Raw genomic sequence first — 26,246 nt, 5'->3', positions numbered from 1 at the left:
CGCACTCGGTACTTCGCCCAGAGAAAACCGAGGATCCCGCCGAACGCTACGCCGGCGGCCCCAACGATGATATCCATTGTTTATACGCTTTCTCAGAACCTTCACAACGCAGATGCCGAGCCCGCACGGGCCCGGCACACACACATCCGGTACTTCGATACGTCGGCGTCCTACCGTCGTCTCGTCCGGCCATCCCCCTTCGTTGCAGGTTCTCTGGTGTTTTTTCTCAGTTTCAATTTGTGTTCTTCATGTGTGTGTGTCGTCTGCATCGTACCGCATCAAACTCGCTGCGCACAGGGAGAGATTGTGCCCACATGGAGACGGCCGAGCGTTCACTGCTCCCGAGCTTCTTCTGCTTCCTCGGATTCCTCGGATTCGAGGAGCCCGACCGCTTCGAGCACCTTCGCCTGCAATTGGACGGCGACCTCCGGGTTGTCCTGGAGGAATCGCTTCGAATTCTCACGTCCCTGCCCGAGCTGATCGTTGTCATAGCTATACCAGGCGCCACTCTTGCGAACGATGCCTTCGGCCACCGCTACGTCCAGGAGGCTCCCGACACGAGAGATGCCCTCTCCGAACATGATGTCGAACTCGGCAAGGCGGAACGGCGGGGCAACCTTGTTCTTGACGATCTTGACCCGCACCCGGTTTCCGATCGATGTCTGACCGTCCTTGATCGTTTCGATCCTGCGAATATCGATACGAACCGACGAATAGAATTTCAACGCCCTCCCCCCGGGGGTGGTCTCCGGCGAGCCGTACATCACTCCGATCTTCTCGCGAAGCTGGTTGATGAAGATGGCGGTCGTCTGGGATCGGTGAATGTTGCCGGTGAGCTTGCGCAGTGCCTGCGACATGAGGCGAGCCTGGAGGCCGACATGGGAATCGCCCATCTCGCCTTCGATCTCGGCTCTGGGAACGAGAGCTGCCACGGAGTCGATCACGACGACGTCCAGGGCACCGGATCTGATCAGCATGTCCATGATCTCCAGGGCCTGCTCACCGGTGTCGGGCTGCGAGATCAGCAACTCGTCGATGTCCACACCGAGGGCCTTCGCGTAGAACGCATCCAGGGCATGCTCCGCGTCGACGAACGCCGCGATCCCCCCGTTGCGTTGCGCCTCGGCGATGATGTGCAGCGCCAGGGTCGTCTTCCCACTGCTCTCGGGTCCGAAGATCTCAACGACCCGCCCTCTGGGGACGCCTCCGATACCCAACGCCAAGTCGAGGGAGAGGGCACCGGTCGAGATCGAGGCCATCTTCTCGTGAGCACCGTCACTCATTTTCATGATGGCGCCTTTGCCGAACTGCCGCTCGATCTGCGACATCGCCATCTCGAGGGCCTTGTCACGTTCCACTTGCCTGCTCCCTTCTGGGTGTGATGTCACCGTACGGGGTCGGTGTGACAAATCACATACATGTCATCTTATTGCAGATGCGGCGCAGAGACTAGTCGAACATGTGTTCGCTTCCAAGCATGCCGGCCAAGGCGCTAGAAGGGCACTAGAAAGGAAACACCGCCATTTCCTCGTACCGGGGTCCGCCCGGGCCGAGATGGCTTCGATACAGGACGACACGATCGACGATCCACCCGATCCCGAGAGGAGCGACTTCCTCCAGGAGCCGGCGCACATCCTGGTGCGGACGGATCCGTGACAGGGTCAGATGCGCCCGGAACGGCCGATCCTCCGCTGGCAGCCCGGCGATCTCCACGGCCTGCTCCACCCGTGCGGCCAGACCCTCCAACCGATCCTCTCCTTGCGCAAAGTCGACCCACAGGACGGTTGCTCGCGAAGGCTTCGGGAACGCTCCGAGGCCGCCGAGACGGACGCGAAAGCCCTCGCCCAGGTCCACTTCGTCGAGCGCAGCCATCAACCGGTCACAGCTCGGGTCGTCGACATCTCCGAGAAACCGCAGCGTCAGATGCCAATTGCGGGGGTGGACCGGTCTTCCGGGCAGGGGATGCGCAGCATCGCGAAGGCGGGCGGCGAGGGCCTGCCGAGCATCGTCGGTGAGTGCGACGGCAACGAAAAGTCTCCCTACCACCACGATCCCGTGACCCCGAGACGCGCCAAGTGCAGCGCCGCCGTCGTCGTGTACGTGCGAATGCGTTCTCGATCTCCGGGAAGGTGCAGGGTCCGGGCCCTCGACCCCTCCGGAGTCCTGATCCCCACGACCATGGTTCCCACCGGCTTCTCTTGCGGTTCCGGTCCTGCGGAACCCGTGACCGAGATCACCACATCGGCGTCCAGACGCAGCGCCGCACCCTCGGCCATGGCCAGCGCCGTGCTCCCGCTCACGACACCGCTGCGCTCGATCACCTGCTCCGGCACGCCGAGCAGCGCCGTCTTGAGGTCCGTGGCATAGGCGACGACCGCGCCGCGAAACACACTCGATGCTCCCGGCACCGAGGTCAGCCGCGCGGCAATCATCCCTCCCGTCGCCGACTCGGCCACTGCGAGATGCCATCGCCGCTCCCCCAGGAGACGCAGCAGAACGGTTTCGATGGTGTCCTGGTCGGTAGCGAAGACTCGTGTCCCGAGCCTCGAGCGGACCTCCGCCTCGAGCGGGGCGATCATCGCTTCGGCCTCGGCCTCCGTATCTGCCTTCGCAGTGACACGGATCTTGATCTCGCCGCCGGACGCCAGGAACGCCAGCGACGGGTTGGCCGGTCCGTAGAGGTCGTCGAGGATCTCTGCCACCGTCGACTCACTCGATCCCCAGGTACGAAGAAGCCGACTCTTCAACATCGACGTCCCTTCCCTATCACGCCGCAAGCGGGGCAGGACCTCGTCCTCCAGCAGGGTCTCCATCTCCTCCGGCACTCCGGGAAGCGCGAAGATCCATGTGCCTTCGTGCTCGAGCGCGATACCCGGGGCGGTGCCTTTGGTGTTCTCGAGTTGCACGGACCCCTCGGGCCGTTCCGCCTGGCGAAGGTTGGCCACCGGCATTGTCCGTCCCAGCGCCGCGAACCGCTCACGGAGACGATCGGCGACCTCGTGCTCGAACACCATCGGTCTGTCGGTCGCCTCGCAGATCGATTCCCTCGTCAGGTCATCCTGGGTCGGCCCGAGACCACCGGTGAGGATCACCGCGTCCGCACGCGACATCGCTTCCCTGATCGCCGACGCGATCCGCGTCGTGTTGTCACCCACGACCACCTGGTAGTGGGCGTCGTGTCCCTCCTCGGCGATGCGTCGACCAATCGACGCCGCATTCCCGTTGACGATCTGACCGAGAAGCAGTTCCGTGCCCACGGCGACGATTTCAACGATCACTCCTGCACCTCCCCTTCCAGGTCTGGTCCGTATGCGCCGATGATCTTGGCGCGCACCCGTGCTCCCTGCACCCCACGATCGAGGGTGATCATCCCGTCGATCTCGGGAGCCTCTCTGAAGGACCGCCCGACCGGAACGCCTTCCTCCACCTGGTCGATGAGCACGTCGACCACCTCGCCGACCCGGCCACCCTGGCGCTGTGCCGTGATCCGTTCCTGGACCTGTTGCAGATGCCGAGTCCGCTCCGTGACTTCGATCGGATCGACCTGGTCGGGCAGTAGCGCCGCCGGTGTGCCATCTTCCGCCGAGTAGGGGAAGAAGCCGGCCCAGTCGAGACCCGCCGCCTCCAGGAAGTCGGTCATCGTCTGCACGTCGGTCTCCGTTTCGCCGGGAAAGCCCACGATGAAGCTCGAGCGCAGCGCCGCCTGCGGGGCAGCGGCCCGGATGCGCTCGATCAGCGAGAGATGCCGCTCTCCTCCCCCGGGCCGAGCCATGGCACGCAGGAGTCTCGGCTCCGCGTGCTGCAAACTCAGATCGAAGTAGGTGGCCACCACCGGATTGGACGCGATCTCCTCGATGAGCGACGCCCGTATCTCGGACGGATACAGGTAGAGAAGCCGGAGCCGGTACAGGTCCGCAGTTTCTGCGACGCGATGGACCAGGCCGACGATTCCATCCGGATCGCGCGTATCTCGCCCGTAGGCGGCGAGGTCCTGGGCGACCAGCACGAGTTCGGACACTCCCTCCTCCACCAACCGGGCCGCCTCGGCGGCGATCTCGGCCGCCGGCCGGGAGCGTTGCCTTCCCCGGAACGACGGAATCGCACAGAACGTGCAGACCTTGTCGCATCCCTCGGCGACCTTGAGGTAGGCATACGGCATCGCCGGTGATGTCCTTCGAACTTCGTGCAGAATCGCCATCGGCGACCTCTGGAGCGCGACCGGCTGCCAGTTCGTCATCTTGGCCAGCGTCTCCACGAGTTCGGGATATCGATCGATCCCGACGACGGCGTCGACCTCGGGAATGGCATCGCTGATCTCACTCCCATAGCGCTGGGCCATGCACCCCAACACCACCAGGCTCGCGTCCGGCCGCATGAACCGTTCTACATCGAGGATCGCATCGATGGATTCCCGACGGGCCTCATCGATGAACGCGCAGGTGTTGACCATGACGATATCGGCATCTTCCGGTAAGGACGATGCCCGGAAACCGGCGGCCTCGAGCAGACCGGAGACCTTGTCGGAATCGACCTGGTTCTTGGCGCATCCGAGCGTCGTCAGCCAAACCGAGGGAGAGGACATGGCCACAGGGTACCCCGGCACGGGATCAGACCGGATCCCTAGACTCGGTTACGAAGGAGCTTGCCATGCCCAAGATCGCGCTCGTCACCGGAGCATCACAAGGGATCGGACTCGAGCTTGCGGAGCGTCTGTCGGCCGACGGGTACAGCCTCGTACTCGTCGGGCGCGATCCACACACCCTCGAACTGGCCGCTGCTCAGCTCGAGCTGGATCAGCCGAGTCGCGCCATCATCTTCTCGACAGATCTGTCACAGCCGGGGGCGACCGAACGGCTCGTCGATCAACTCGGCGAGCGGGGTCTCGACATCGAGGTGCTCGTCAACAACGCCGCCTACGGCGCGAGCGGTCCCTTCACGGAGCTCGATCTAGACACCCAGTTGGGGATGATCCGGCTCAACATCGCGTCCCTGACGGAGCTGACCTACCGGCTCGCCGGCCCGATGCTGCAACGCGGCCACGGCAAGATCCTCAACGTTGCGTCCACGGCGGCGTTCGAGCCGGGACCGGGAATGGCGATCTACTACGCGACGAAGGCCTACGTGCTGTCTTTCTCAGAAGCGATCGCAGAGGAACTCCATGATTCCGGTGTGACCGTCACGACCCTCTGCCCGGGCCCGACGGAGACCGGCTTTCAGAGACGCGCCGGGATCGAGGCATCCCGTCTCATCCAGATCGGGATGATGAGCGCCCACGACGTCGCCACAGCCGGGTACGAAGGAATGCTGGCCGGCAAGAGGATCGTCATCCCGGGAGCGTTGAACAAGGCGACCGTCCAGGCGAATCGTATCTTCCCGAGGCGGCTGATGACCCGCATGGTCGGCAGAGTGCTCAGAAACCGCTGAGGCGACTTCGCCGCACCCGGTACCGGGTGCGCAGCGAGCCACTCCTAGAGAAACAGAGCCGGCTCCTCGAAGTTCTCTATCAGCACGGCCATGAAACGCCGGCCGAGGCCGCCGTCGATCACACGATGGTCATACGAGAACGAGAGCGGCGCCATCGGTGCCACCGTCACCTTCCCACCTCGAACGACCGGCCTGTCGACCGCTCTGCCGACCGAGAGGACCGCGGTCGTACCGTACGGGATGATGGGAGTTCCGAATCCTCCCCCCACGGCGCCGATGTTCGAGATCGTGAATGTCGCCCCCGCCACTTCGTCGGGTACGAGAGAGCGTTCCTTCGCCGAGTTCGAGAGGCGCAGCACCTCCGTGGACAGTTCGACCAGGCTCATCTGATCGGCGCTCTTGACGACAGGAACGATGAGACCGTCGGGAGTGTCGACGGCGATGCCGATGTCGTATCGGCGATGGAGTACGAGGTCGTCACCGTCGAGTGTGGCGTTGAATTCGCCAAAGCGCCGCAACACGGGGATCACCGCCAGCACGACCAGTGCTTCCAGCGGGATCTGTCTCTCATGACGCCTTGCGAGGGCGCTGCGCGCGGCAAGCATCCGCGACGCGTCCACCTCGTCGAACGTGGTCACGTGCGGGATCTCTCTCCACGAACGCTTCATGTGTTCAGCGATCGTTCGCCGCAGGCGAGTCATCGGGACCCTCTCTGTCGGGCCTGTGACCGCCGGAGACGGCTGCGTTTCGGTCGAGCGCAGGACATCTTCACGCGTGATCTTTCCGCCCGGACCCGTACCGACGACCGAAGTCAGGTCGACGCCGAGCTCCCTGGCAAGCCTGCGAACGACAGGCAAAGCCTGCACGGTGCCACGAGACGCCACAACCTCGGAGCCGGCTTCGACCGTCCCGACGCTCGACGGGGCCTCGGCCCGTTCATCCGCGCTCCAGGTCTCCCCGGGTTCGCCGATCACCGCCAGAATCGAACCGACCTGCACGGTCTCGCCCTCGGACGCGCCGTGATGCAACACGACGCCGGCGAAGGGAGACGGGATCTCGACAACGGCCTTGTCCGTTTCGACCTCGACGAGCGCGCCGTCCGTCTCGACCGAGCCGCCGACGGGAACGAGCCAGCGGACGATCTCCCCTTCGGTCAGGCCTTCTCCGATGTCCGGCAAACGAAACTCGTGGGCCACGTTCACGCCTCCATTGTTCTGATCGCAGCCCGCACGATACGGCTCGCGTCGAGCAGATGGTGGTTCTTGGTGCGCCGTAAGGGTACGACGATATCCGATCCGCCGGCCTGCCAGAAGTCTGCCGGGACCGGGATGGTCGATCGTTTCGAGAAAGAGGCCCTTCGCGCGAACCGATGGAGGCCTCGTAGACGAGGCCTCCATCGCAACGAAGCATCGGAGTGGGCGACCTGCGCCCACACGCCTACTTGTAGAGCGACTCCAGATCTCCCCCGTACCGCCTCATGACCTCGCGGCGCTTCACCTTCAGCGTCTGAGAGAGAATGCCGTTTTCCTGAGTGAAATCCTCCTCGACGAGGAAGAAGCCCCGCACTCGCTCGTAGGACTTGATGCCCTCGGAGTGCGCTTCGATCTCCAGTGCGAAGAGGTCCCGCACCCGCTCGTCGGTGATCAGTCGCCTCCGGTCGGAAGCGTCGATGCCTTGTTCCTCGGCCCATCTCGCCAACGCGTCGAAGTCGGGAACGATCAACGCGACATTGTGCGGATGGTTCATCCCGTAGATCATGATGTTTGCGATGAACGGTGAGAGGCGTACCTGCTCTTCAATGGGTGCCGGCACGACGTACTTGCCGTTCTCGAGCTTGTACTGCTCTTTCACCCTGCCGGTGATGAACAGATAGCCGTCCTCGTCGAGATGGCCGATGTCCCCGGTACGCAAACCGCCATCTTCGGTGAACACGGCTGCGTTCTCCTCCGGCAGATTGTGATATCCCCGCATGACACAGTGCCCGTAGATGATGATCTCTCCGTCGTTCGGATCGGCCGTTGCTACGTGATCGAGCGCGATTCTGATCCCAGGCACTGCCGGACCCACCGATCCGAACTTACGCTTCTCGGGTGGATTCACCGTCGCCAGCGGCGAGGTTTCGCTCAGGCCGTAGCCCTGCAGCACCACGATGCCGAGGGCATCGACGAACTTGTTCACCTCTGGGGACAGTGCCGCAGATCCGCTCGCCGCATACTTGAGCCTGCCTCCAAACCGCTCACGGATCTTCGAGAAGACGAGCCGGTCGAAGAGCGCATGCTTCACCTCGACCCAAGGGCTGGTCCGTCCAGCCTCGGCCATGTCCATTCTCCGATACTCGTTGTCCAGAGCAGCGTCGAACAGTTTCTTCTTGAGCCCTCCTTCTTCTGCCATGAGGGCTTTCACACCGTCGTACACACGGTTGAAGATGCGCGGAACGGCGATCAACAGCGTGGGTTTCACTTCCATCAAGTTCTCGGCGATCTTTGCCGCCGACTCGGCAATCCCCATCGATCCTCCGGTAGCCAAGATTCCGTGCAGTTCGAGGGTCTGCCCAAAGCTGTGCGCCCAAGGGAGGAACGAGAGGGTTCGATCATCTCCGGTCACAGGCACAACGGAGAGTTCGGCGCTCACGTTGTCCGCCAGATTGGCGTGAGTGAGCAGCACCCCCTTTGGGTTCCCCGTGGTACCGGACGTGTAGATGATGTCCGCGAGATCGTCTCTGTCGACTTCCGCGACAGGTGCAGGCTGGGCGGATCCACGTTCCAGGAGTTCTTTGTAGGTGAGACCTTCATAATCCGGGCCCGCATCGATGACGACGATGTGCTCCAATGTCGGAAACACGTTGCCAAACGCCTTGATCCGGCCGGCGATCTCCTCGTTTGGAACGAAAAGCACCTTCGCTTCGCAGTCCTTGATGATGTATTTCCAGTCCTTGTCGAGTTGGGTTTCGTACATGGGCACGATGGTGCCACCGAGCGTGTACGTCGCCCCGGCGATCACCGCCCATTCGACGCGGTTGTTGCTGATGATGGCGACCCGATCGCCACGTCCGACACCGAGGCTCGCCAACCCGCCTCGCATCTGATCAACCAGCTCACCGAATTCCCGGTAGGTGATCCAGTGCCACTCGTCGCCGGTCTTGGTCCCGAACACCGGACGATCGCCGAAGTTCCGAAAGGCTTGCGTATAGATGTCGACCAGCGTCCCGAATCGCTGTGTTAGCTCGGCCATGGCTCCTCCTGAATCAGCTCCCACACCCCCACAGCTTACGGGGATGGAACCGACTGTGCCGACGTGGCAGCCGAACCCGGACCTCAAGGTTTCGGACAGTCGTGCCGGCGGCATGGAAACCCACGAGAGGAGAGATCGGCAGGGAGCTTGCGCTCGCCCTCGTCTTCCCCGCCGTGATCGGCAATGTTGTGTCCCACCCGACGAATCAGCGGCGTCGAGACAGCCGAGACGGTAGATCGGGCATTGCCCGGGGAAGGTGGTGTCAGCCTTGCGTCCCGGCGCCGGCCAGGAGCTCCTCGAGCTCTTCAACCGTCATCAGGACCGCTCTGGCCTTCGAGCCCTCGGAAGGACCAACGACACCCTTGCGTTCGAGAATGTCCATGAGTCTGCCCGCCCTCGCAAATCCGACGCGCAGTTTGCGTTGCAGCATCGAAGTGGACCCCAGTTGGGACCGTACGACCAGATCCATCGCCTGGCGGAGCAACGCCGCGTCCTCCCCTTCGTCCGCCTCGGCAGCCTCCTGCTGTTGCCTCGCGACCGCTTCTATCACTTGATCCTGGTAACGCGCCTTCTGCTGCTTCTTGACCCAACTGACCACTGCGTGGATCTCATCCTCGCTCACCCAGGCGCCTTGAATTCGCTCGGGCCGGGGATGGGTCGCCGTCGCAACCAGCATGTCGCCCATGCCAACCAGTTTCTCGGCGCCACCCGTGTCGAGAATCACTCTGCTGTCGGCCATCGATGCGACAGAAAACGCCAGGCGGCTCGGGATGTTCGCCTTGATCACGCCGGTGATCACGTCGACGGATGGACGCTGTGTCGCAATCACCAGGTGGATGCCGACGGCCCGCGCCATCTGCGCGATCCGCACGATCGCCGCTTCCACCTGACGGCCGGCAACCATCATCAGATCGTTCAACTCGTCGACGATCACGACAATGTAGGGGAACCGGTCGAATGCATCCCTGTCCAGGGCATCGGCATCCCACTTCTCCCGGTAGCCGACGATGTCGCGCACCTGCGCGTCCGCGACGAGGTCGTACCGCCGGTCCATCTCGGCGACGACCCACTGGAGCGCATCCGCAGCCTTCTTCGGATTCGTGATCACTTTGGTCAGCAGATGCGGTACGCCGTTGTACTGGCCCAACTCGACCCGCTTCGGGTCGACCATGATGAGCCGGACGTCTTTCGGGTTGGTACGCATCAGCAGCGATGTCACCATCGAATTGATGCACGACGACTTGCCCGCTCCGGTCGCTCCGGCGATCAGGATGTGCGGCAACTCCTCGAGATGGAGCAGTGTGGGATTACCGGAGATGTCGAGTCCCAATCCGACGGTGAGTGGATCATCATCCTCTTGGGCTTCTCTGCTTCGCAGGACGTCACCGAGGGTGATGAGGCGGCGTCTGCGGTTCGGGACTTCGACTCCGATCGCGCTCTTGCCGGGGATCGGAGCGAGGAGCCGCACGTCCGGTGTTGCCAGCGCGTACGCGATATCGTGTGCCAGGCTCGTCACCTTGGCCACTTTCACGCCAGGAGCCAGCTCGATCTCATAGCGGGTCACCGTCGGCCCGGGAACGATCTTCGTCAGACGAGCATCAACCCCATGTTGAATGAGAGCGTCTTCGAGTTCTCGGGCCGTCTCCTCCAGCGCTCGCCGGCTGTGGGCTTCTCCGGCACCGACCTTGAGCAGCTCCATCGGGGGCCTGCGATAGCCCTCGCCGGGAGCGGGTTGAGGCATGGGGATGGAGGTCTGGCCCGGGCCCGGTTTGGGTTTCACCCGCGATGCTTTCGGGGGACGAGACGGTTTCTTGGGTGGTTGCTGTGTAACCGCCCGATGCTTTGGCTGCGCCTTCACCTGCCGGATGACCTGGACGCGTTTCGGTTTGACGCCGACCTGCCGGGACCAGGCACGCAGCGCCCCGATGATCTCCACGATGGCGAGCCACATCTGACGAACGGTGCTCCGGGTGAGGATCAGCAGGCCCGCTCCCGTGACGGCGACCAGTACGACGAACGCACCCCAGAAACCGATCACCCTGCGCAGGGGGAAGGCGACGAGCGACCCTACCGCACCGCCGCGTTCCTTCACGAGGTCGATCGATGCGGAGAGCGAGACCGTCCCCGTCATGAGATGGAACAGAGCGAGCGTCCCGATGAAAACGAGGGTGACCCCGGTCGCGATGCGCCCCGAGGGCGACCTGCGCCCATCCGTGATCAAGAGGAATCCGAGGCCGGCGAGTGCAACCGGCACGGCGTAAGACCAGAGACCGAACAGAAGCTCGAGCACGGCGATCGTCCATCTCCCCGCAGGGCCGGCCTGTCCGAAGAACGCGAGTGTGAGCAGGACGGCCAGCACGATCAGCATCATTCCCCAGACATCGTCCGTCTGGCGTCCGAGGTGGTGACGTACACGATCACGAAGGACTGCGAACCGCTTCGCAACCGACGTTTTCCTTGGCGCCTTCGAGCGGCCGCGCGTCGCGCGAGGTGCCTGCTTCTTCTTCCGAGACACCCGCTTCCGCCCGCTTGTTCCCCGGCGGGTGGGTGTCCGGGTTGCCATGTTGTTGCAGACTCTACACCGGGCACGCGGCCGGGCCAATCATTTGAGCGAGCAACTTCGCGCGTTCCGCGCGAACCGGCACGTCGGGATCCGACCGCCGAATCAGAGTTCGAGAACGACCGAGATCACCACGGGCTTGCGGGAGGTCTGCTCACGGATGATCCGACGGACGGTGCTCCGTATGGCCTTCTTGACGACCGCCGCCTCACAGGGGCCCTCACGGGAGGCGAGCTCGGCGAGGATGGCCTTACGGACTTCTGTGAGCAACGCTGCGGGAGCATCCATCAGACCGTGGCTGTGAAGCTCGGGTCCGTAGGTCACTTCAGCGGTTCCGTGACGCACTCCTACGGTTGCGATCACGACCCCGTCATCGCCGAGGTGTCGACGATCCCGGATGACAGACGCGCCTACATCGCCCAACTCCGACCCGTCGAAGTAGACGAAGTCCCCGGAGACTGCCGCCCACTCGACTCGCGTCTCATCACCGTCGAGCACGATCGCGTCTCCGTCTTCGAGGGTGAACACCTCCGGCACGCGCATCTGTCTCGCGAGATCCGAGTGGGCACGAAGATGCCGGTATTCGCCATGGACGGGGACGAACGACCTTGGTCGAACGACGTTGAGGAAGGTCTTCAGCTCATCTTGCGCACCGTGTCCCGAGACGTGGACATGCGAGTTGCGACCGTGATACACGGTTGCGCCGGAGCGCCAGAGCCTGCTGATGACTCGCGACACCGCCGCCTCGTTGCCAGGGATCGGCGTTGCGCTCACCAGCACCGTATCGGTCGGGTCCAGTTCGACGAACTTGTGGCGGCCCGACGCAATGAGCGAGAGGGCCGCAAACGGTTCACCCTGGCTGCCGGTCGAGATCACCATCTGCTTGTGCGGGGGCAGGTCGACCAGATCGACGATGTCCACGATCCGATCCTCGGGAATCTCCAGGACCCCGAGATCTCTCGCCACGCCGCTCACTCGATGCATCGACCGTCCGAGGAATGCGATGGTGCGCCCACTCGCCAGTGCGGCGTCCGCGATCTGTTGAACTCGATGGACATGGGAGGCAAAGCAGGCGGAGATCACCCGTCCAGGAGCATGCTCGACGATCTCGCGAATCGGTGTCGCCAGTGACGTCTCCGAGGGAACGAATCCCGGCTCCTCCGCGTTGGTGCTGTCGGCCAGCAACAGTCTGACTCCCTCACGCCCCAGCGCTGCGAAACCCGGCAGGTCGGTCGGCCGCCCGTCGATCGGCGTCGGATCGAGCTTGAAGTCCCCCGAGTGCACGATGAGACCCTCCGGAGTATCGAAGGCGATCCCTGCGCCCTGCGGCACGCTGTGCGAAACCGGAATGAGCATGAATCGGAACGGACCCTCTTCGACCCATTCACCGTCGGCGACCGGACGCAGATCGGCATCGACGGCGGCCTCTTCGACCCGCTTGGCTGCGAGCGCCACCGAAAACTCGGTCCCATACACCGGCACGTTGATCTCACCGAGAAACTGTCCAAGCGCCCCGATGTGGTCTTCGTGACCGTGCGTGACCACGACACAAGCGACGTCTTTCTTCCGCTCGACGAGCCATCCCCAATCGGGGAAGACGAGATCGACACCGAGCATGTGCTCTTCGGGGAACATGAGCCCACAATCGATGAGGGCGATCTTGCCGTCGTGCTCGATCGCCGCACAGTTGCGACCGATCTCGCCCAGGCCGCCGAGGAACGTGACCCGTACGCTCATAGCTGTTGCACCACCCCGAGTGCGCGCTCAATGGCGGCGACCGTCCCTGCGGAGGCCGCTTGGAGCGGCAGTCTTGGTGCTCCCACCGATCCCCACAGTTTGTCCACGGCCGCCTTCACCGGTGCGGGATTCGGTTCGAGGAAGCACGCATAGAACAGCGGAAGCAGGCCGTAGTTCAGTCGCATCGCCTCGTCGATATCCCCATCGGCGAACGCGGACACCATCCGCCTGATCTGCTTGCCGGCAAGATGAGAAGCGACGGAGACCACTCCGATCGCCCCGACCGTCATCATCGCCAGCGTGTAGCTGTCCTGGCCCGAGTAGATGGCAAAGTCCTCGGGCAGCGCGGCCCTGGCCTGTGCCGTATGATCGATATCCATGACGGCGTCCTTCACCGCGACGATCCGAGGGTGCGCCGCGACTTCCACCAGGGTTGGGACCTCGATCAGCCGACCCGTCCTCCCTGGAATGTTGTACAGCAGCACCGGGAGTTCCGATGCGTCGGCGATCGCCGTGAAGTGGGCGACGATCCCCGCCTGGGAAGGTTTCGAGTAATACGGTGTCACCGCCATCACGCCGTCGCAGCCGACATCGGCGGCACGCTTGGTGAGCTCAGCCGATGCAGCGGTGTTGTTCGTGCCGGTTCCCGCCAGAACGGTCGCCTTCTCGCCGACGGCCTCGACGACAGTGCGGTACAACGCGACCTTCTCGTCGGTCGTCAAGGTCGGCGATTCGCCGGTCGTCCCTGTGACAAGGATCCCTTCGGAACCGTTCTCGACCAGGTGCCTGGCCAGGTTCCATGCCTGCTGGTAATCCACGTTTCCTTCGACGTCGAATGGAGTGATCATGGCGGTGAGTACATCACCAAATGGCGCCATCAGTGTGCCTCCTCTGGTCACTACCAGCAGACTAGGCCAGGAACGGCCATCACCTGAGCCTTGCCTGCCCACAGGGTCCGACACCGTGTTGGTTCGTGCGGCTTGCCGCTACTCTTCGTGAGTCATGGAACCCACATTTGTCAAGAACATCGACACTGCAAGTTTTCCGAGCGAAGTCCTCGAACGAAGCCGAGAGGTTCCCGTCGTCGTGGACTTCTGGGCTGCATGGTGCGGCCCATGCCGGGCACTCGGACCCATGCTCGAGCGACTCGCGGACGAGTACCAAGGAAGGTTCGAGCTGGCGAAACTGGACGTGGACGCCAACCAGAGCCTGGCCGGCCGGTTCCAGGTTCAAGGAATACCGACGGTCATCGCTTTCCGAAACGGCGAGGAGGTCAACCGCTTCACGGGTGCGATCCCCGAGCCACAGATTCGCGCCTGGCTTCGCGAGATCATCCCTTCCGCGTCCGACCAAACGGCTGCGGCCGCGCTGTCGGCCGCCGAGTCCGGTGATGTCACCACGGCCGAACGTCTCTTCCGCGAAGTCCTGGTCGCCGAACCGCTCCATGAGGAGGCAGCGGTCGGACTGGCCGACCTGCTGGTCGCCCAGGGCCGTGCCCAGGAAGCGCTCACACTCCTGGACCCCTTCCCTCCAAGCTCGAAGATCGAACGGCTGCGAGCCATTGCTCGGATCGGCAGCGTCGACACGTCCTCGATCGACGATCTCGAGGCGAAACTCGCAGCCGACCCGGACAATGGCGTACTCCTCGTGCATCTTGGCCGCGCACTGAGCGCAGCAGGGCGCACGCAAGAGGCGTTGGACGCTCTCCTGAGCGCCGTCGCTCTCGGAGGAGAGTCTCGCGAGGAGGGACGCAAGGCCATGCTGGACATCTTCGAGGTCCTCGGACCGGATCATCCGCTGGCCGGCCAGTACCGCCGCAAGTTGGCCAGCGCGCTGTTCTGAGGCCGCACCGACTCAGGGATATACCGTCGCCAGTCCCGCGGAACCGATGACACCGCGGGCGTCACCGATGATCGGTACGAGATGACGCACGAGCGCACCGTCGAGCCCCATCGCGTCGAGTGATCCCTCCGACGCGTCACATCCCCGCCACGTGTGGATGGTCGCGATGCCGTCGACCACATCCAGCAACCGATAACCGTCGATACCTTCCATCCAGGGGGTCTCCAGCGACACTCCCGTTCCGTCGGGCTGCAGGGCCTGAACGTTGGAGGCTCCGCAGTCGCCGGACCATTGGAGCAGGACCTGCCCTTCTGTCGGCCATGCGTCCACATAGCCGAAGTCCACGACCTCGGGGCTCGGCGGCAGTGACGTCAGCGGCACCCCGGGAGTGCCGTCGGTCGGAATCAGCCAAAGCTGGAAGTAGTACCCGTACGTGCTGTCGGCGTTGCGGCATCGTGCGAGCACGGTGTCGGCATCCCACCACCGTGCCGGCTCACATATCCGATCGGCCGGCACCATCAAGTCTCGGAGCGGCTCCCCACTGATCTTCACGTACGCAAGGTCGCTCCCATGGCCGACAACGACCTTCAATCCGTCGTATCCGTACAGCCAACTGAACGTGTCGGACCAGCCCGCGTATGGCCGTTCGGAGACACGAGCGAGCACGGTGCCGCCAAGAGCCCACCGTTCGAGCCACTCGGTCGTTCCGTCACTCCCCCACACGATCAAGTTCTTGCCGGTCGGTCTCGTGAGCCCGACCGGAGGCCACGGCCCGTCCAGAAGCCCGGTCTCGGGGACCTGGACGGTCGTCTTGGATCCGTCACGAAGGTCGGCGACCTGGTAGAAGCGGCCGTCGCCTGTGCTTCCAACCACCAGCAGATGCGTTCCCGCCAGGTCCGCGATCATGTCGGGACCTTCCCCTGCCGGCCACGCGACAGCCTGGTACAACGTCGCATCGGGGGACACCAAGTACGCGAGGACGGGGCGTTCCGCGATATCCCCTGGGCCGATCGGGTTCGCCCGCGATGCGTCGTAGAGAACCACGTGCCAGCCGTCTCCGACCTCACTCCAAGGGATCTCGGAGCCGGCACGGGCCTGAGGGACGTTGGGGCCTGCCACGACCGGCGTCGTTGCGATGGTTGAGGTGGTCGTGGCAGCGGTTGTCGTCGTAGAAGTGGCCGTCGTGGTGGTCGAAGCCTCTGTCGAAGTCGTGACGGTCGCGTTCGTCGTGGCACTCATCGTCGTCGTGACGGTCGTCGACGCGATACCGGTCGTGACGGTCGTCGATGCCGTAGGTGCTTCCGGCGTCCCGGCGCAGCCGGCCAACATCAACAAGAGGGCCACCAACAGTCTTCGAGACACCGCCACCTCCGGTTCACATGAGACTACTCCGGGGAACGTCGATTGTGTCGGCTGCACGGTAACCTGGCGCCTTCCCAACGAGGTACCCATGTCCAAGCAGTATTCCAACCCCCCCGAGATCACGATCGACCTGTCGAAGACCTACACGGCGACACTGCACACGAACCACGGCGATATCGAGATCGAGTTCTTCGCCGGGGAAGCCCCGCAGGCCGTCAACAACTTCGTGTTCCTCGCAGGAGAAGGTTTCTTCGACGGTGTGATCTTTCACCGTGTCGTGCCCGGTTTCGTCATCCAGGGAGGCGACCCGACGGGCACCGGCCGCGGAGGTCCCGGCTATCGCTTCCGGGACGAACTCGATCACCCGAGGACCTACACGCGAGGCACCGTGGCGATGGCGAATGCCGGCCCCAACACGAACGGATCACAGTTCTTCATCTGCCTCAAAGATGTGGGACTCCCCCACGCCTACACGGTCTTCGGCAAGGTGACCGAAGGCATGGATGCCGTCGACGCCATCGCCTCGACACCCCTGCGCGGCGAACGACCCATCGAGGACGCCATCATCCGTTCTTGTGACGTCTCGACGGGATAATTGCCGTCAAGCGTCACCAGAACGGTTGAGAGCGGTTCAGAGGAGGGCGTCGAGGCCAACCGTGACGCCTGGCAACTCTCCGATCCTGCGGACCGCGAGCAAGACGCCCGGCAGAAACGAGGATCGGTCGGTCGTATCGTGGCGAATTCGCAGCACCTCGCCCGCGGCGCCAAACAGCACCTCTTGATGGGCGAGCAGCCCGGGGAGCCGGACCGCATGCACGGGGATGCCCGCGATCGAGGCGCCCCTTGCACCGGGCACGAGTTCGCTCGACTCCACGGCACGTCGCTGTTCGGGGTTCGCTTCGGCGATCCGTGACGCCGTGGCGGCAGCAGTCCCCGACGGGGCATCTGCCTTGCGATCATGGTGCAGTTCGACGATCTCGGCAGCATCGAAGTGCGGGGCCGCCATCTCCGCGAACCGCATCATCAGCACCGCCCCGACCGAGAAGTTGGGAACGATCAGGCAGTTGGGAGGGCCGCTGCCCCAGAACGTTCTCACCGCTTCGATCCGGTCCTCGGTGAAACCGGACGTACCGACGACCGCGTGGACGCCCATCCGCCGCCAGGTCGCCAAGTTGTCCATCACCACGGAGGGATTCGTGAACTCGACAACGACGTCGCACCCCTCGATCGTGCCCGGATCGGTAGAGATCGGCATGGATCCGACCTCCCCGCCCGCCGGATCGAACAGACTGCCGACGGCCAACTCCGGATCCCCGCCGATTGCAGCAGCGACCGCGCGACCCATGCGACCTGCCGCACCAGAAACACCAACCCTCAGCATCACAGAAACCTCTCCACATCTGCCGCATCCAACGGTCCGACAACTCCCAAGGTTCGCGGTCCAGTCAACACCATTTCGGCCACGTTGTGCACATCGTCGGCCGTGACCGCGTTCAACCTGGCGATCCGCTGATCCACCGAGAGATGCTCGATCCCGGCGATCTCCTCCATGCCGAGACGCACCATGCGGCTGTTCGGGTCTTCGAGGGCCAGCGCCATGGAGCCGCGCATCCCGCCCTTCGTTCGAGCCAGCTCCTCCTCGGTGACACCGTCGCGCGTGACACTCGCGAGCTCCCGGTTCAGCAGATCGAGGACCGTGCCCACATTATGCGCCGTGGTGCCCGCGTACACGCCGTAGGCCCCGGCGTCTGCGTACGCCGCCCGGAAGCTATACACGGAGTAGGCCAGTCCGCGATCCTCACGAATGGTGTGGAACAGCCGCGACGACGCCGTACCCCCCAGCACCGAGTCCAGCACTCCAAATGCGTACCTGCGCTCGTCGCCTCTGACCAGCCCCCGGCCTCCCAGTACGAGGTGTACCTGCTCGGTCTCGCGTCGCACCGTCCGAACCCCCGGGCCGGCCGGGGCTTCTTCCAACGAGCGCGTGACCGAACCGCCGTCCCACACTCCGAAGAGACTCCCTGCGAGATCGACGACGTGCCGGTGATCGACATTCCCGACGACCGCCAGCACGGTGGATCCCGCCCGGTATCGCCGACGCCAGTATCCCTCCAGCACTTCGGGCGTGAGGGCTTTGACGGAACCTCTCGACCCAAGCACAGGATGCTCCAGGGGATGCCCGGAGAACACGGCGCGGAAGAACTGCTCATGGGCGAGATCTCCGGGATCGTCGTCGTTCATGTTGATCTCTTCGATCACGACGTCGCGTTCCGAGTCCACGTCGCCGGAGCGGAACGCGGGCCGTTGCAGCATCTGCGCCAGAAGTCCGAGTCCCTCGGCGAGGTCCTCGTCGAGGAGCCGCACCCAGAAGCAGGTCGAGTCCTTGGACGTAAACGCGTTCGCCTCGGCTCCGATCGCGTCGAACCGCCGGGAGATCTCCAGCGAGTCGAGTTCATCGGTTCCCTTGAAGAGCAGGTGCTCGAGAAAATGCGAGGCTCCCCGCTCCCCCGCAAGCTCATCCCTGGTCCCCGTGTCCACCCAGATTCCCACAGCGACAGAGCGAATCTCCGTCATCGCCTCCGTGATGACCGTCAGTCCGTTGGGCAGCACCGTGCGATCGAAGGGCATGGCGTGATGATAGGAGACTCCAGGGTCACCGGTGCTCCTGGCGGAGAAAACCCTGGAAGCCTCTACAGTGGCCCCTTGTGACAGAAGAAACCACCATCCCCGTTTGCTATCGGCATCCGCACCGGCACACACGCCTTCGCTGCGCATCCTGCAACAAACCCATCTGTCCCGAGTGCTCCGTGGACACGCCGGGGGGACAGAAGTGCCCCGATTGCGCCCGGTCCACCACGAAAGTGATTCACGGTCGCGCAGCGGTGACGACGCTGCCGCCGGTCACCGCAGCGCTCCTCGCCATCAATATCGGCCTGTTCATCCTGAGTTCGATCATGCCGTCGGTGTACACATGGCTGGCACAGGCCAATTGGCTGATCCATGCCGGTGAATGGTGGCGACTCGTCACCGGCGCGTTCCTGCACGGTGGGATCATGCACATCTTCTTCAACATGTACGCGCTCTGGCTCTTCGGTCCGCAGATCGAGCGACAGGCCGGTTCGGCTTCGTTCGCCGCCCTGTACGGTGCCTCCCTTCTCTGGGGATCCGCACTGTTCCTGATCATGGTCCCCTCAGGAACCGCGATCGGTGCATCGGGAGCGATCTTCGGACTGTTCGGCGCATGGATCGGCGCCTCATACCGCATACGACACACGCCCGCGGGCAGGCGCCTCTTCCGGCAGCTCGCCGTGCTGCTCGGCATCAACCTGTTACTCCCATTCATCATCTCCGGTGTGGCCTGGCAGGCGCACGTCGGAGGTCTCATCGCCGGTCTGGCGATCGTGTGGGGCTGGCAGAAGGTAGGGATGCGGCGCGACACGGCCCGTGCCCGGTCTGCGGTGGCGATCGCGGCCGCAGCAGCCGCCGTCCTGCTCTCCGTAGTGGCGGTTCTGCTCGGCTGATGGGACAATGGGCGGCTGTGGCACAGAGCCGAACCACTCTCAGCAACATCCTTCCAGCCGACGAGCACGCCATCGAGTCCGTCGTGGCACGCTATCAGTCGGTCGCGCCCGCCGTCACCCGACTCGCCCGGTCGCTGACGGGAAACGACGAGTTGCACGTGCTGCTCGGTCCCAGTCCATCCGTGAGCGCCGACGAGATCGTGCTCAACCCGGCCACCTTCCAGGCTGCGTACGCACGCAATGCCCCGGTGACCCCTCGGGAGGTGGCACTCGCCTCGGCGCTTCATGAGGTCGTTCACCTCATCGCGACGGACCTGACCGAACGGCGACAGGTCCCCGAGTCATGGGGTTTCGACTGTGGAGACGAACCGGTCGACCTCCTCACCGCATTCGCCGGGCATCCCGAGACCGAGGCACTGTTCTTCGCTCTCGAAGATGCTCGGCAGGAAAAGACCAGTCTCGGCCACTATCCGGGGGCCCTTTCGGTTCTGGCGGACCTGTATGACGCCGCGTACCGACCGGCACTTGAAACATCTGGGCCACTCGCTCAGTTCTCCCTCATGTGCTTCCTCAAAACCGGTGGATACGCGGTGGATGTGCAGCGCCTCCACCCGAGAGCGACAGCAGCCCTCGCCGAGGCGGACCTCATCCTCGGTCAGGTCGGTGATGCTCGAGACCCGTGGGAAGTCGCCGATCTCACCACCAAGCTCGTGCAGATTGCCCGGCGACACAGGCTGCTCTCACCGACCGAAGCGAACCATGCCAAGTCGGAAGCGGATGCCATTCGCGACGGAGTCGATGAAGTCCGGCTCCACTCCCCCGTCGTCCAGGACGCAGCAGGCTACGAAAGCACCAGGGATGCCGCCGAGGCCCGGTCGGGAGCCTCCGGACGCAAGGCTCCGTCCCAGTTGGCAGGCGAGGCTTCGACCGATCAGTTGTTGCGAGTCAGCCAGGCCCCGACGATCTACCTGCCCACCGGTCAGAAGGGCAAGCTGCTCGTTTCCCCATTCCCCGTTCGCTTTCGCTCGTTCGCAACGGAAGGACGTGCCGCGATGGCGCACGCCGCCCGCCGTTGGTCGGTAGCACAGCATCGTGTCTCAGGAGAGTTGCATCCCCTGTTCATCGCCAATCAACGGCGTGGACTCAGAGCCGGGTACGACGCCGGCGACCTTTCGCCATACGCCGCCCTGTTCCTCGGTGCCGGGTTGTATCGGCGCATGTACGAGCGGCGGGACCTGCCGACCCGCAGGGCGTATTCGGTGAGTCTGCTCATCGACGGGTCGGCATCGATGTTGCAGCGGTCCGGACATTGGCCGATGGCCGCAGCCACCCTCGGTGCATGGACCCTCGCACACCTTGCCGACGAGCTCCAGGTTGAATTCGAGGTCGCGCTCTTCAACCGTTCGTTTGCGGCCAGGGCCGACGACACGGAGCGATCGTTCACACGGCGCCGCCGCCGAACAATGGGGGGCTTGCGGCAGTCCAGGGGCACTGACGCGCAGCGACTCACCAATACGATCAACCACTATCTGATCAAGACCTTCGATGACTCGTGGCGGGCGACCGAGGATCTCCTGGCAGGATTGTTCTGGACGGCCATGGAACCGGCGAAAGCGGCGGCGTCCGCCCGACGTGACGAGGCCGGAGCGCCGCCCGTCTCCCTGTTCGACAAGGCGGCGAACGTCGACGAGTACAACCTGGTGCACGCCGCCGAGCGGATGGCTCGTCGACGCAGCAACGTCCGAGTGCTCGTCGTGCTGTCCGACGGGATGACGCGGGGCTCCGCCTCCGCCCTGGCCGCGACTGCTCGGGACATCGAGCGGACCGGCACGACCGTTCTCGGCATCGGAATCGGAGACGCTACGGTGCAAGACACCTACGGTCGTTTTGAGATAGCAGGGCAACCCGAAGAACTGACTCGCGCCATGGTCGACGGTGTACGCGGCGCACTGCGCCGCAGCCTCGCCCTCTGGGGTGTCGATACATGGTGGGGCCGAGCAGCAAGAACCCAACCCAAGGAGCCGACCCGTGGCTGACACCGTTACGTTCACCGACCCGACAGGAGAGGGCGAACCGATTCCCCTCGAGGTCTTCGAGGTTGCACGGGGAATCCCCGACCATGCCCAACGCGTAGGAAAGATCCCGGACCCCGACCCCTACTACGTGGATCTGGGCATGTTGTATCGGTTTGCGGCGATCGAGCAGGTACGCCGCACCACGGGACCTGCATTCGTCCCCCTTCACGTCGCCGTCCGTGGGCACATGGGCACCGGTAAGGATCACGACATCGAGCAGTTCGCAGCATTGCTCCGGCTCCCCTACTACCGGATTCCGCTCACCGGCGAAGTGCGGGACGTGACGCTGATCGGGTCGACACAGTTGCACGGTGACGGCAAGGGTGGCACAGAGAGTCGCTGGGAGGATGGGGACATCACCAGAGCACTGCGGGGACCCGCACTCGTGAACCTGTCGGAACTCAACGCAGCCGGTGCCGAGACGCTCTTCGCCCTGCATGGTCTGCTCGACCGCTACCAGAGTCTCGACCTGCCGAACGGAGACACGGTCCGTCTTCGCGACGACGTCCGCCTGTTCGGAACGATGAACCCCACCGATCTGAGGGACTATGCGGGGACCCAGACCCTCAACAAGGCCTTTGCCGACCGATGGGTCATCTGGGAGAAGGACTTCCCCAGCGGAGAACAGCTCGAAGAGATGCTTCGGAGGCGATATCCGGCCCTGAAAGCCGTGTTCGTCGACGCGATCGCTCGACTGGCCGTGGAGGTCAACGAGTCCTTCCAGGCGAGGGACGCCGGTACGAGGGTCGAGACGCCGATGAGTCTGCGGACCGTCCTCGACCGAGTGCCGACCGGACTGGCCGTCTTCGCGAAAGCCGACGATCCGCTGCGCCGGGCGTGGCAGGACTTCGTACTTCCCCACGTTGATCCGTACGACCGGGATCACTATGAGACCGTCTGGAGCGCCGTGGTGCGCAAGGGGCCGTCCGAGCCACCGTTCGAGGACGTCTGATCAGACGAAGCCGAGTTCCTGCGGTACCCTCTGCCGATGCGCCCCTACTCCACAGGACAGGACCACCTTGCCAGAATGATCGATGAGCTTCTCGAAGCCGCCGGCGACGGTGCACACGAGGATCTGGTGAGAGAGCTGATCGTTTCGGCGATCAAGCTGTATCACGACCGCGCCGACCGGGGCGACGTCAAACTCATCAGCGCAGCCGTCAAAGAGATGCGGTACTCGACGCTCGTGTTCTCCCGATATCGCGACATCCCGAAGGTGACCGTCTTCGGATCGGCAAGGACCGCCAAGGGCGAACCGAACTACCAACTCGCCTACGACTTCGCCCGTACGATGGTGCATGAACGTGGCTGGATGGTTGTGACCGGCGCCGGACCGGGGATCATGCAGGCCGGCAACGAGGGTGCCGGGGCAGATCACTCGTTCGGTGTCAACATCCGGCTCCCGTTCGAGGACTCCGCGAATCCATACCTGGACTCGGACCGCATCATCAACTTCAAGTACTTCTTCACCCGCAAGGTCGGCTTCATCAAGGAATCCCACGCCTTCGCCCTGTTTCCTGGAGGATTCGGGACCATGGACGAGACGTTCGAGCTGCTGACGCTGATTCAGACCGGCAAGAGCGACCTGCATCCGATCGTCCTCCTCGAATCCGAGGGAACCGGCTACTGGGAGACATTCAACCAGTTCGTCAAGGAGGATCTTCTGGGCAAGGGCCTGATCTCGCCCGACGACCTCAGCATCTACAAGACGTTCAGCAGTGTGGAAGCCGCCGTTGACGAGATCTGCCATTTCTACGCCAACTATCAGTCGCAACGCTATGTCGACGGCCGGCTCATCATCCGCCTCCATCAGGCGCCGAGCGCCGATCATCTCGAGCGGCTCAACGACGAATTCTCCGACATCGTCGCCAAAGGCGCCATCCAAGTCATCGAAGCCACCCCGGCGGAGATCAAGGACGGGGATTCCCTCGATGCGAGCCGGGTGGCCCTGTATTTCAACCGGCGCTCCTTCGGGCGCCTCCGTCAGCTCGTCGATGCATTGAACGAACTCGTCGAACCGAGACCGGTCGTGCATCCGCCGCCGACCTTCAACATCTGATCGCCGGACCGATCGCCCCTCGGCCGGAGTCTTTCCCGCACCTTTGCGCCGGGTTCCGGAGACGGATGATGAAGGCCTGACACGAGTCGGCTCCGTCTTGGCACTCTTTCGTTGCACTATCCTGTGACATTGTGCGTGAGATCCTTTCAGACTTGGTAGCCGAAGAACAGGCACTCGATCAGTTGTTGCAGAAGATCGCGATCCGCGACTGGAAGCGGAAGACTCCGGCAAACAACTGGTCCATCCAGGACATCGTCGCGTTTCTCGCCTCCTCGGAAGAGTTCGCACTTCAAGTGCTCCAGAAGGGTCGAGCGCCCTTCGTCCAGTCCGAGACCTACGATCTGCTCGAGAATATCGCCACTTCCGGAATCGATCGCGGGCGGTCGATGCGCGCTCAAGATGTCATCGAATGGTGGCGCGGAGCGCGCGCCGGCGTCGTCGATGCTCTCTCGCGAATGACCCGATCCCAACGGGTCCCCTGGTTCGTCGGCGACATCTCCGCTCAGACGTTCGCCACGGCGCGTCTCGCCGAAGCATGGGCATACGGGCTCGACGTTCAATCCGTCGCCGAGACCCAGATGGAGGACACTCCGAGGCTCCGCCACATCGCATGGCTCGCCTGGCGAACCCTTCCGTACGCATTCGAGAAAGCCGGCCATGCCTACACACCGATTCGCGTCGAGGTCATCGGCCCCGGATACGCGAAGTGGGTGTACGGCCCCGAGAACTCCAGCCAGCGCATCAAGGGCTCCGCCGGCGAATGGTGCCGCGTCGCGGTGCAGCGCATCCCGGCGTCGGAGACGTCCCTCACCGTAGAGGGCGAAGTCGCCGAGCTTGCCCTCCTGATCGCCAGCACCGCCATTTGATGCCGGGCCCGCTCATCGGCATGGTGCACCTCGGCGCCCTCGTGGGAGCCCCCCACTTCGCCAACGACATGCACTCGGTCGTCCAGCGCGCCATCGACGATGCCGTCACGCTCGAACGAGCCGGATTCGACGCTCTCCTCGTCGAGAACTTCGGTGATGCTCCCTTCTTTGCCGATGCCGTCCCCCCGGTCACCGTCGCAGCCATGGCACGGGCGCTGAGTGCCGTCATCGAAGCGACATCGATCGCCGTCGGCGTCAACGTGCTCCGAAACGATGCCGTGAGCGCACTCTCCATTGCCGCTGCGTGCGACGCATCCTTCATCCGCGTCAACGTCCTGAGCGGCACCATGTTCACCGATCAAGGTGTGATCGAGGGTCGGGCAGCAGAGCTTTCGCGCCTGCGATCATCGCTTGGCCCGGATATCGAGATCCTCGCCGACGTGTTCGTCAAACATGCCGTTCCACCCCCGGGCCTCACGCTCACGCAGGCGGTGGAGGACCTCTGTGAGCGCGGTGGCGCCGACGCGATCGTCGTCTCCGGCACCGGAACGGGAAGACCGACGGAGATCGCCACCATCGACGAAGTGAGAGCGGCCTGTGGCCGACTTCCCATCTTTGTCGGCTCCGGGGCGAGCATCGAGACGATCGAACAGATCCTGCAGCACGCGGATGGAGTGATCGTCGGGACCGCAATCGAGGTCGACGGCCGCACGACGAATCCCATCGATCCTGAGCGTGCAGCCGCATTCGTTGCCGCTGCCAGAGGGGCTTCGAGATGAGCAACGCAACGCTCCTCTCCGTCGAAGGTCGCGTCGCCACGGTCACGATGAACCGCCCTGCCATCCGCAACGCTCTGACCGGAACGGGTGTCCTGGAGGGCCTCCTCGCCTCGCTCGACACGGTCAAAGACGATTCGGCTTTGTCCGTGCTCATCTTCACCGGCGCGGGCAGCGCGTTCAGCGCCGGCGGCAATCTCAAGGACATGCAGGCCGGCGAGGGAATCTTCGAAGGATCCCCACGACGTATCGCAGAGTCCTACAGGACGAGCGTGCTCCGACTCATGCGCACCGTCGCATCACTCGACCTCGTGACGATCGCCGCAATCAACGGCCCTGCCGTCGGAGGAGGTTGCGATCTCGCCCTCGTCTGCGACCTGAGATTCGCCTCCCATACCGCACGCTTGGGGCAGCCCGCCATCAGCCTCGGCCTCGTACCTGGTGACGGCGGCGCCTGGATCCTCCCCCGGATCGTCGGATGGCAGCGTGCCGCCGAGCTCATCTTCACCGGCAGGCTGATCGAAGCCGACGAGGCACTCGCTCTTGGTCTCGTGCTGGAGCTGACGGATGCCGATCGCCTCATGGAACGCGTCGACGATCTCGCCCACACCATCGCAGCCAAGCCTCCCCACGCCGTTCGGCTCACCAAACGTCTCTTGCGACACGCCAGGAACACCGACTTCGATGCTTTCCTCGACATGACGGCCGCCTTCCAGGCGATCGCCCACCACACACAAGGACATCGCGAAGCCGTCGAAACGATCATGGACAATCGGCGAGAGTCCTGAGCCTG

General features: G+C 63.9%; 22 protein-coding genes. 10 read left to right on the top strand and 12 right to left on the bottom strand.

What is annotated here, in order from left to right; translation table 11 throughout:
- Nucleotides 1–332 precede the first annotated feature (332 nt).
- From recA to rimO, 4 genes are all read right to left on the bottom strand, one after another.
- A complete protein-coding gene (gene recA / locus GWP04_02030) occupies nt 333–1,334 on the bottom strand; it encodes a recombinase RecA (GenBank protein NIA24328.1) in 1,002 nt (333 codons plus the stop codon).
- Between the two features lie 169 nt (nt 1,335–1,503).
- The gene (gene thpR / locus GWP04_02025) at nt 1,504–2,046 is read right to left on the bottom strand and encodes an RNA 2',3'-cyclic phosphodiesterase (GenBank protein ID NIA24327.1); all 543 of its coding nucleotides are present in this window, start codon (nt 2,044–2,046) and stop codon (nt 1,504–1,506) included.
- Nucleotides 2,040–3,278: a competence/damage-inducible protein A gene (locus GWP04_02020; protein NIA24326.1), complete on the bottom strand. Its 1,239-nt coding sequence runs from the start codon at nt 3,276–3,278 to the stop codon at nt 2,040–2,042. Before GWP04_02020 ends, thpR begins: the two co-directional genes overlap by 7 nt.
- Nucleotides 3,275–4,582 carry a 30S ribosomal protein S12 methylthiotransferase RimO gene (rimO, locus tag GWP04_02015; GenBank protein NIA24325.1) on the bottom strand — a complete coding sequence of 436 codons (1,308 nt, stop codon included), beginning with the start codon at nt 4,580–4,582 and terminating at the stop codon, nt 3,275–3,277. Before rimO ends, GWP04_02020 begins: the two co-directional genes overlap by 4 nt.
- A 65-nt stretch (nt 4,583–4,647) precedes the next feature.
- Between rimO and GWP04_02010 the strand changes: the two genes are divergently transcribed.
- Nucleotides 4,648–5,424, top strand: coding sequence for an SDR family NAD(P)-dependent oxidoreductase (locus GWP04_02010; protein ID NIA24324.1), 777 nt, complete (start codon nt 4,648–4,650; stop codon nt 5,422–5,424).
- Between the two features lie 44 nt (nt 5,425–5,468).
- Here the strand turns inward: GWP04_02010 and GWP04_02005 are convergent, their stop codons facing one another.
- The 5 genes from GWP04_02005 to dapA form a co-directional block, all read right to left on the bottom strand.
- Entirely contained in the window at nt 5,469–6,821 is a 1,353-nt protein-coding gene (locus GWP04_02005; protein ID NIA24323.1) for a hypothetical protein, read from the bottom strand.
- 40 nt (nt 6,822–6,861) lie between these two features.
- Nucleotides 6,862–8,655 (bottom strand): AMP-binding protein, encoded by a 1,794-nt coding sequence (locus tag GWP04_02000; protein NIA24322.1) that lies wholly within the window; start codon nt 8,653–8,655, stop codon nt 6,862–6,864.
- A gap of 262 nt (nt 8,656–8,917) precedes the next feature.
- Nucleotides 8,918–11,026, bottom strand: a complete 2,109-nt coding sequence (locus GWP04_01995; GenBank protein ID NIA24321.1) for a DNA translocase FtsK — start codon at nt 11,024–11,026, stop codon at nt 8,918–8,920.
- A 294-nt stretch (nt 11,027–11,320) separates the two neighbouring features.
- A complete protein-coding gene (locus GWP04_01990; protein ID NIA24320.1) occupies nt 11,321–12,952 on the bottom strand; it encodes an RNase J family beta-CASP ribonuclease in 1,632 nt (543 codons plus the stop codon).
- The gene (gene dapA, locus GWP04_01985; protein ID NIA24319.1) at nt 12,949–13,830 is read right to left on the bottom strand and encodes a 4-hydroxy-tetrahydrodipicolinate synthase; all 882 of its coding nucleotides are present in this window, start codon (nt 13,828–13,830) and stop codon (nt 12,949–12,951) included. The genes GWP04_01990 and dapA overlap by 4 nt, the downstream gene beginning before the upstream one ends.
- A 124-nt stretch (nt 13,831–13,954) precedes the next feature.
- Between dapA and trxA the strand changes: the two genes are divergently transcribed.
- On the top strand, nt 13,955–14,794 hold the full coding sequence (trxA, locus tag GWP04_01980) for a thioredoxin (GenBank protein ID NIA24318.1): 840 nt from the start codon (nt 13,955–13,957) through the stop codon (nt 14,792–14,794).
- A 12-nt stretch (nt 14,795–14,806) separates the two neighbouring features.
- On the opposite strand, the gene GWP04_01975 is transcribed toward trxA, so the two are convergent.
- Nucleotides 14,807–15,913: a hypothetical protein gene (locus tag GWP04_01975; GenBank protein ID NIA24317.1), complete on the bottom strand. Its 1,107-nt coding sequence runs from the start codon at nt 15,911–15,913 to the stop codon at nt 14,807–14,809.
- Nucleotides 15,914–16,274: 361 nt separating this feature from the next.
- On the opposite strand from GWP04_01975, the gene GWP04_01970 reads away from it, so the two are divergent.
- Nucleotides 16,275–16,751, top strand: coding sequence for a peptidylprolyl isomerase (locus tag GWP04_01970; protein NIA24316.1), 477 nt, complete (start codon nt 16,275–16,277; stop codon nt 16,749–16,751).
- Nucleotides 16,752–16,787: 36 nt separating this feature from the next.
- Here the strand turns inward: GWP04_01970 and GWP04_01965 are convergent, their stop codons facing one another.
- Together GWP04_01965 and GWP04_01960 are read right to left on the bottom strand one after the other, a co-directional pair.
- The gene (locus GWP04_01965; protein ID NIA24315.1) at nt 16,788–17,537 is read right to left on the bottom strand and encodes a 4-hydroxy-tetrahydrodipicolinate reductase; all 750 of its coding nucleotides are present in this window, start codon (nt 17,535–17,537) and stop codon (nt 16,788–16,790) included.
- Nucleotides 17,537–18,784, bottom strand: coding sequence for an insulinase family protein (locus GWP04_01960; GenBank protein ID NIA24314.1), 1,248 nt, complete (start codon nt 18,782–18,784; stop codon nt 17,537–17,539). The genes GWP04_01965 and GWP04_01960 overlap by 1 nt, the downstream gene beginning before the upstream one ends.
- 77 nt (nt 18,785–18,861) lie before the next feature.
- On the opposite strand from GWP04_01960, the gene GWP04_01955 reads away from it, so the two are divergent.
- The 7 genes from GWP04_01955 to GWP04_01925 all read left to right on the top strand — a co-directional run bounded on the left by GWP04_01955 (nt 18,862) and on the right by GWP04_01925 (nt 26,241).
- Entirely contained in the window at nt 18,862–19,677 is an 816-nt protein-coding gene (locus GWP04_01955; GenBank protein ID NIA24313.1) for a rhomboid family intramembrane serine protease, read from the top strand.
- The gene (locus GWP04_01950) at nt 19,677–21,713 is read left to right on the top strand and encodes a hypothetical protein (GenBank protein ID NIA24312.1); all 2,037 of its coding nucleotides are present in this window, start codon (nt 19,677–19,679) and stop codon (nt 21,711–21,713) included. Before GWP04_01955 ends, GWP04_01950 begins: the two co-directional genes overlap by 1 nt.
- Nucleotides 21,706–22,704, top strand: a complete 999-nt coding sequence (locus GWP04_01945) for an AAA domain-containing protein (protein NIA24311.1) — start codon at nt 21,706–21,708, stop codon at nt 22,702–22,704. The genes GWP04_01950 and GWP04_01945 overlap by 8 nt, the downstream gene beginning before the upstream one ends.
- 36 nt (nt 22,705–22,740) lie before the next feature.
- On the top strand, nt 22,741–23,811 hold the full coding sequence (locus tag GWP04_01940; protein ID NIA24310.1) for a TIGR00730 family Rossman fold protein: 1,071 nt from the start codon (nt 22,741–22,743) through the stop codon (nt 23,809–23,811).
- A 131-nt stretch (nt 23,812–23,942) separates the two neighbouring features.
- Complete coding sequence (locus tag GWP04_01935; protein ID NIA24309.1) at nt 23,943–24,677, top strand: maleylpyruvate isomerase family mycothiol-dependent enzyme; 735 nt, start codon at nt 23,943–23,945, stop codon at nt 24,675–24,677.
- Complete coding sequence (locus GWP04_01930; GenBank protein ID NIA24308.1) at nt 24,677–25,456, top strand: BtpA/SgcQ family protein; 780 nt, start codon at nt 24,677–24,679, stop codon at nt 25,454–25,456. Before GWP04_01935 ends, GWP04_01930 begins: the two co-directional genes overlap by 1 nt.
- A complete protein-coding gene (locus GWP04_01925) occupies nt 25,453–26,241 on the top strand; it encodes an enoyl-CoA hydratase (GenBank protein NIA24307.1) in 789 nt (262 codons plus the stop codon). The genes GWP04_01930 and GWP04_01925 overlap by 4 nt, the downstream gene beginning before the upstream one ends.
- Nucleotides 26,242–26,246 lie beyond the last annotated feature (5 nt).

The organism is Gammaproteobacteria bacterium, assembly GCA_011682695.1.
Classification (GTDB): Bacteria; Actinomycetota; Acidimicrobiia; order Spongiisociales; family UBA4744; genus BMS3Bbin01.
The sequence above is the reverse complement of the archived record's forward strand: the minus strand, read 5'-3'. Positions and strand labels throughout refer to the sequence as shown.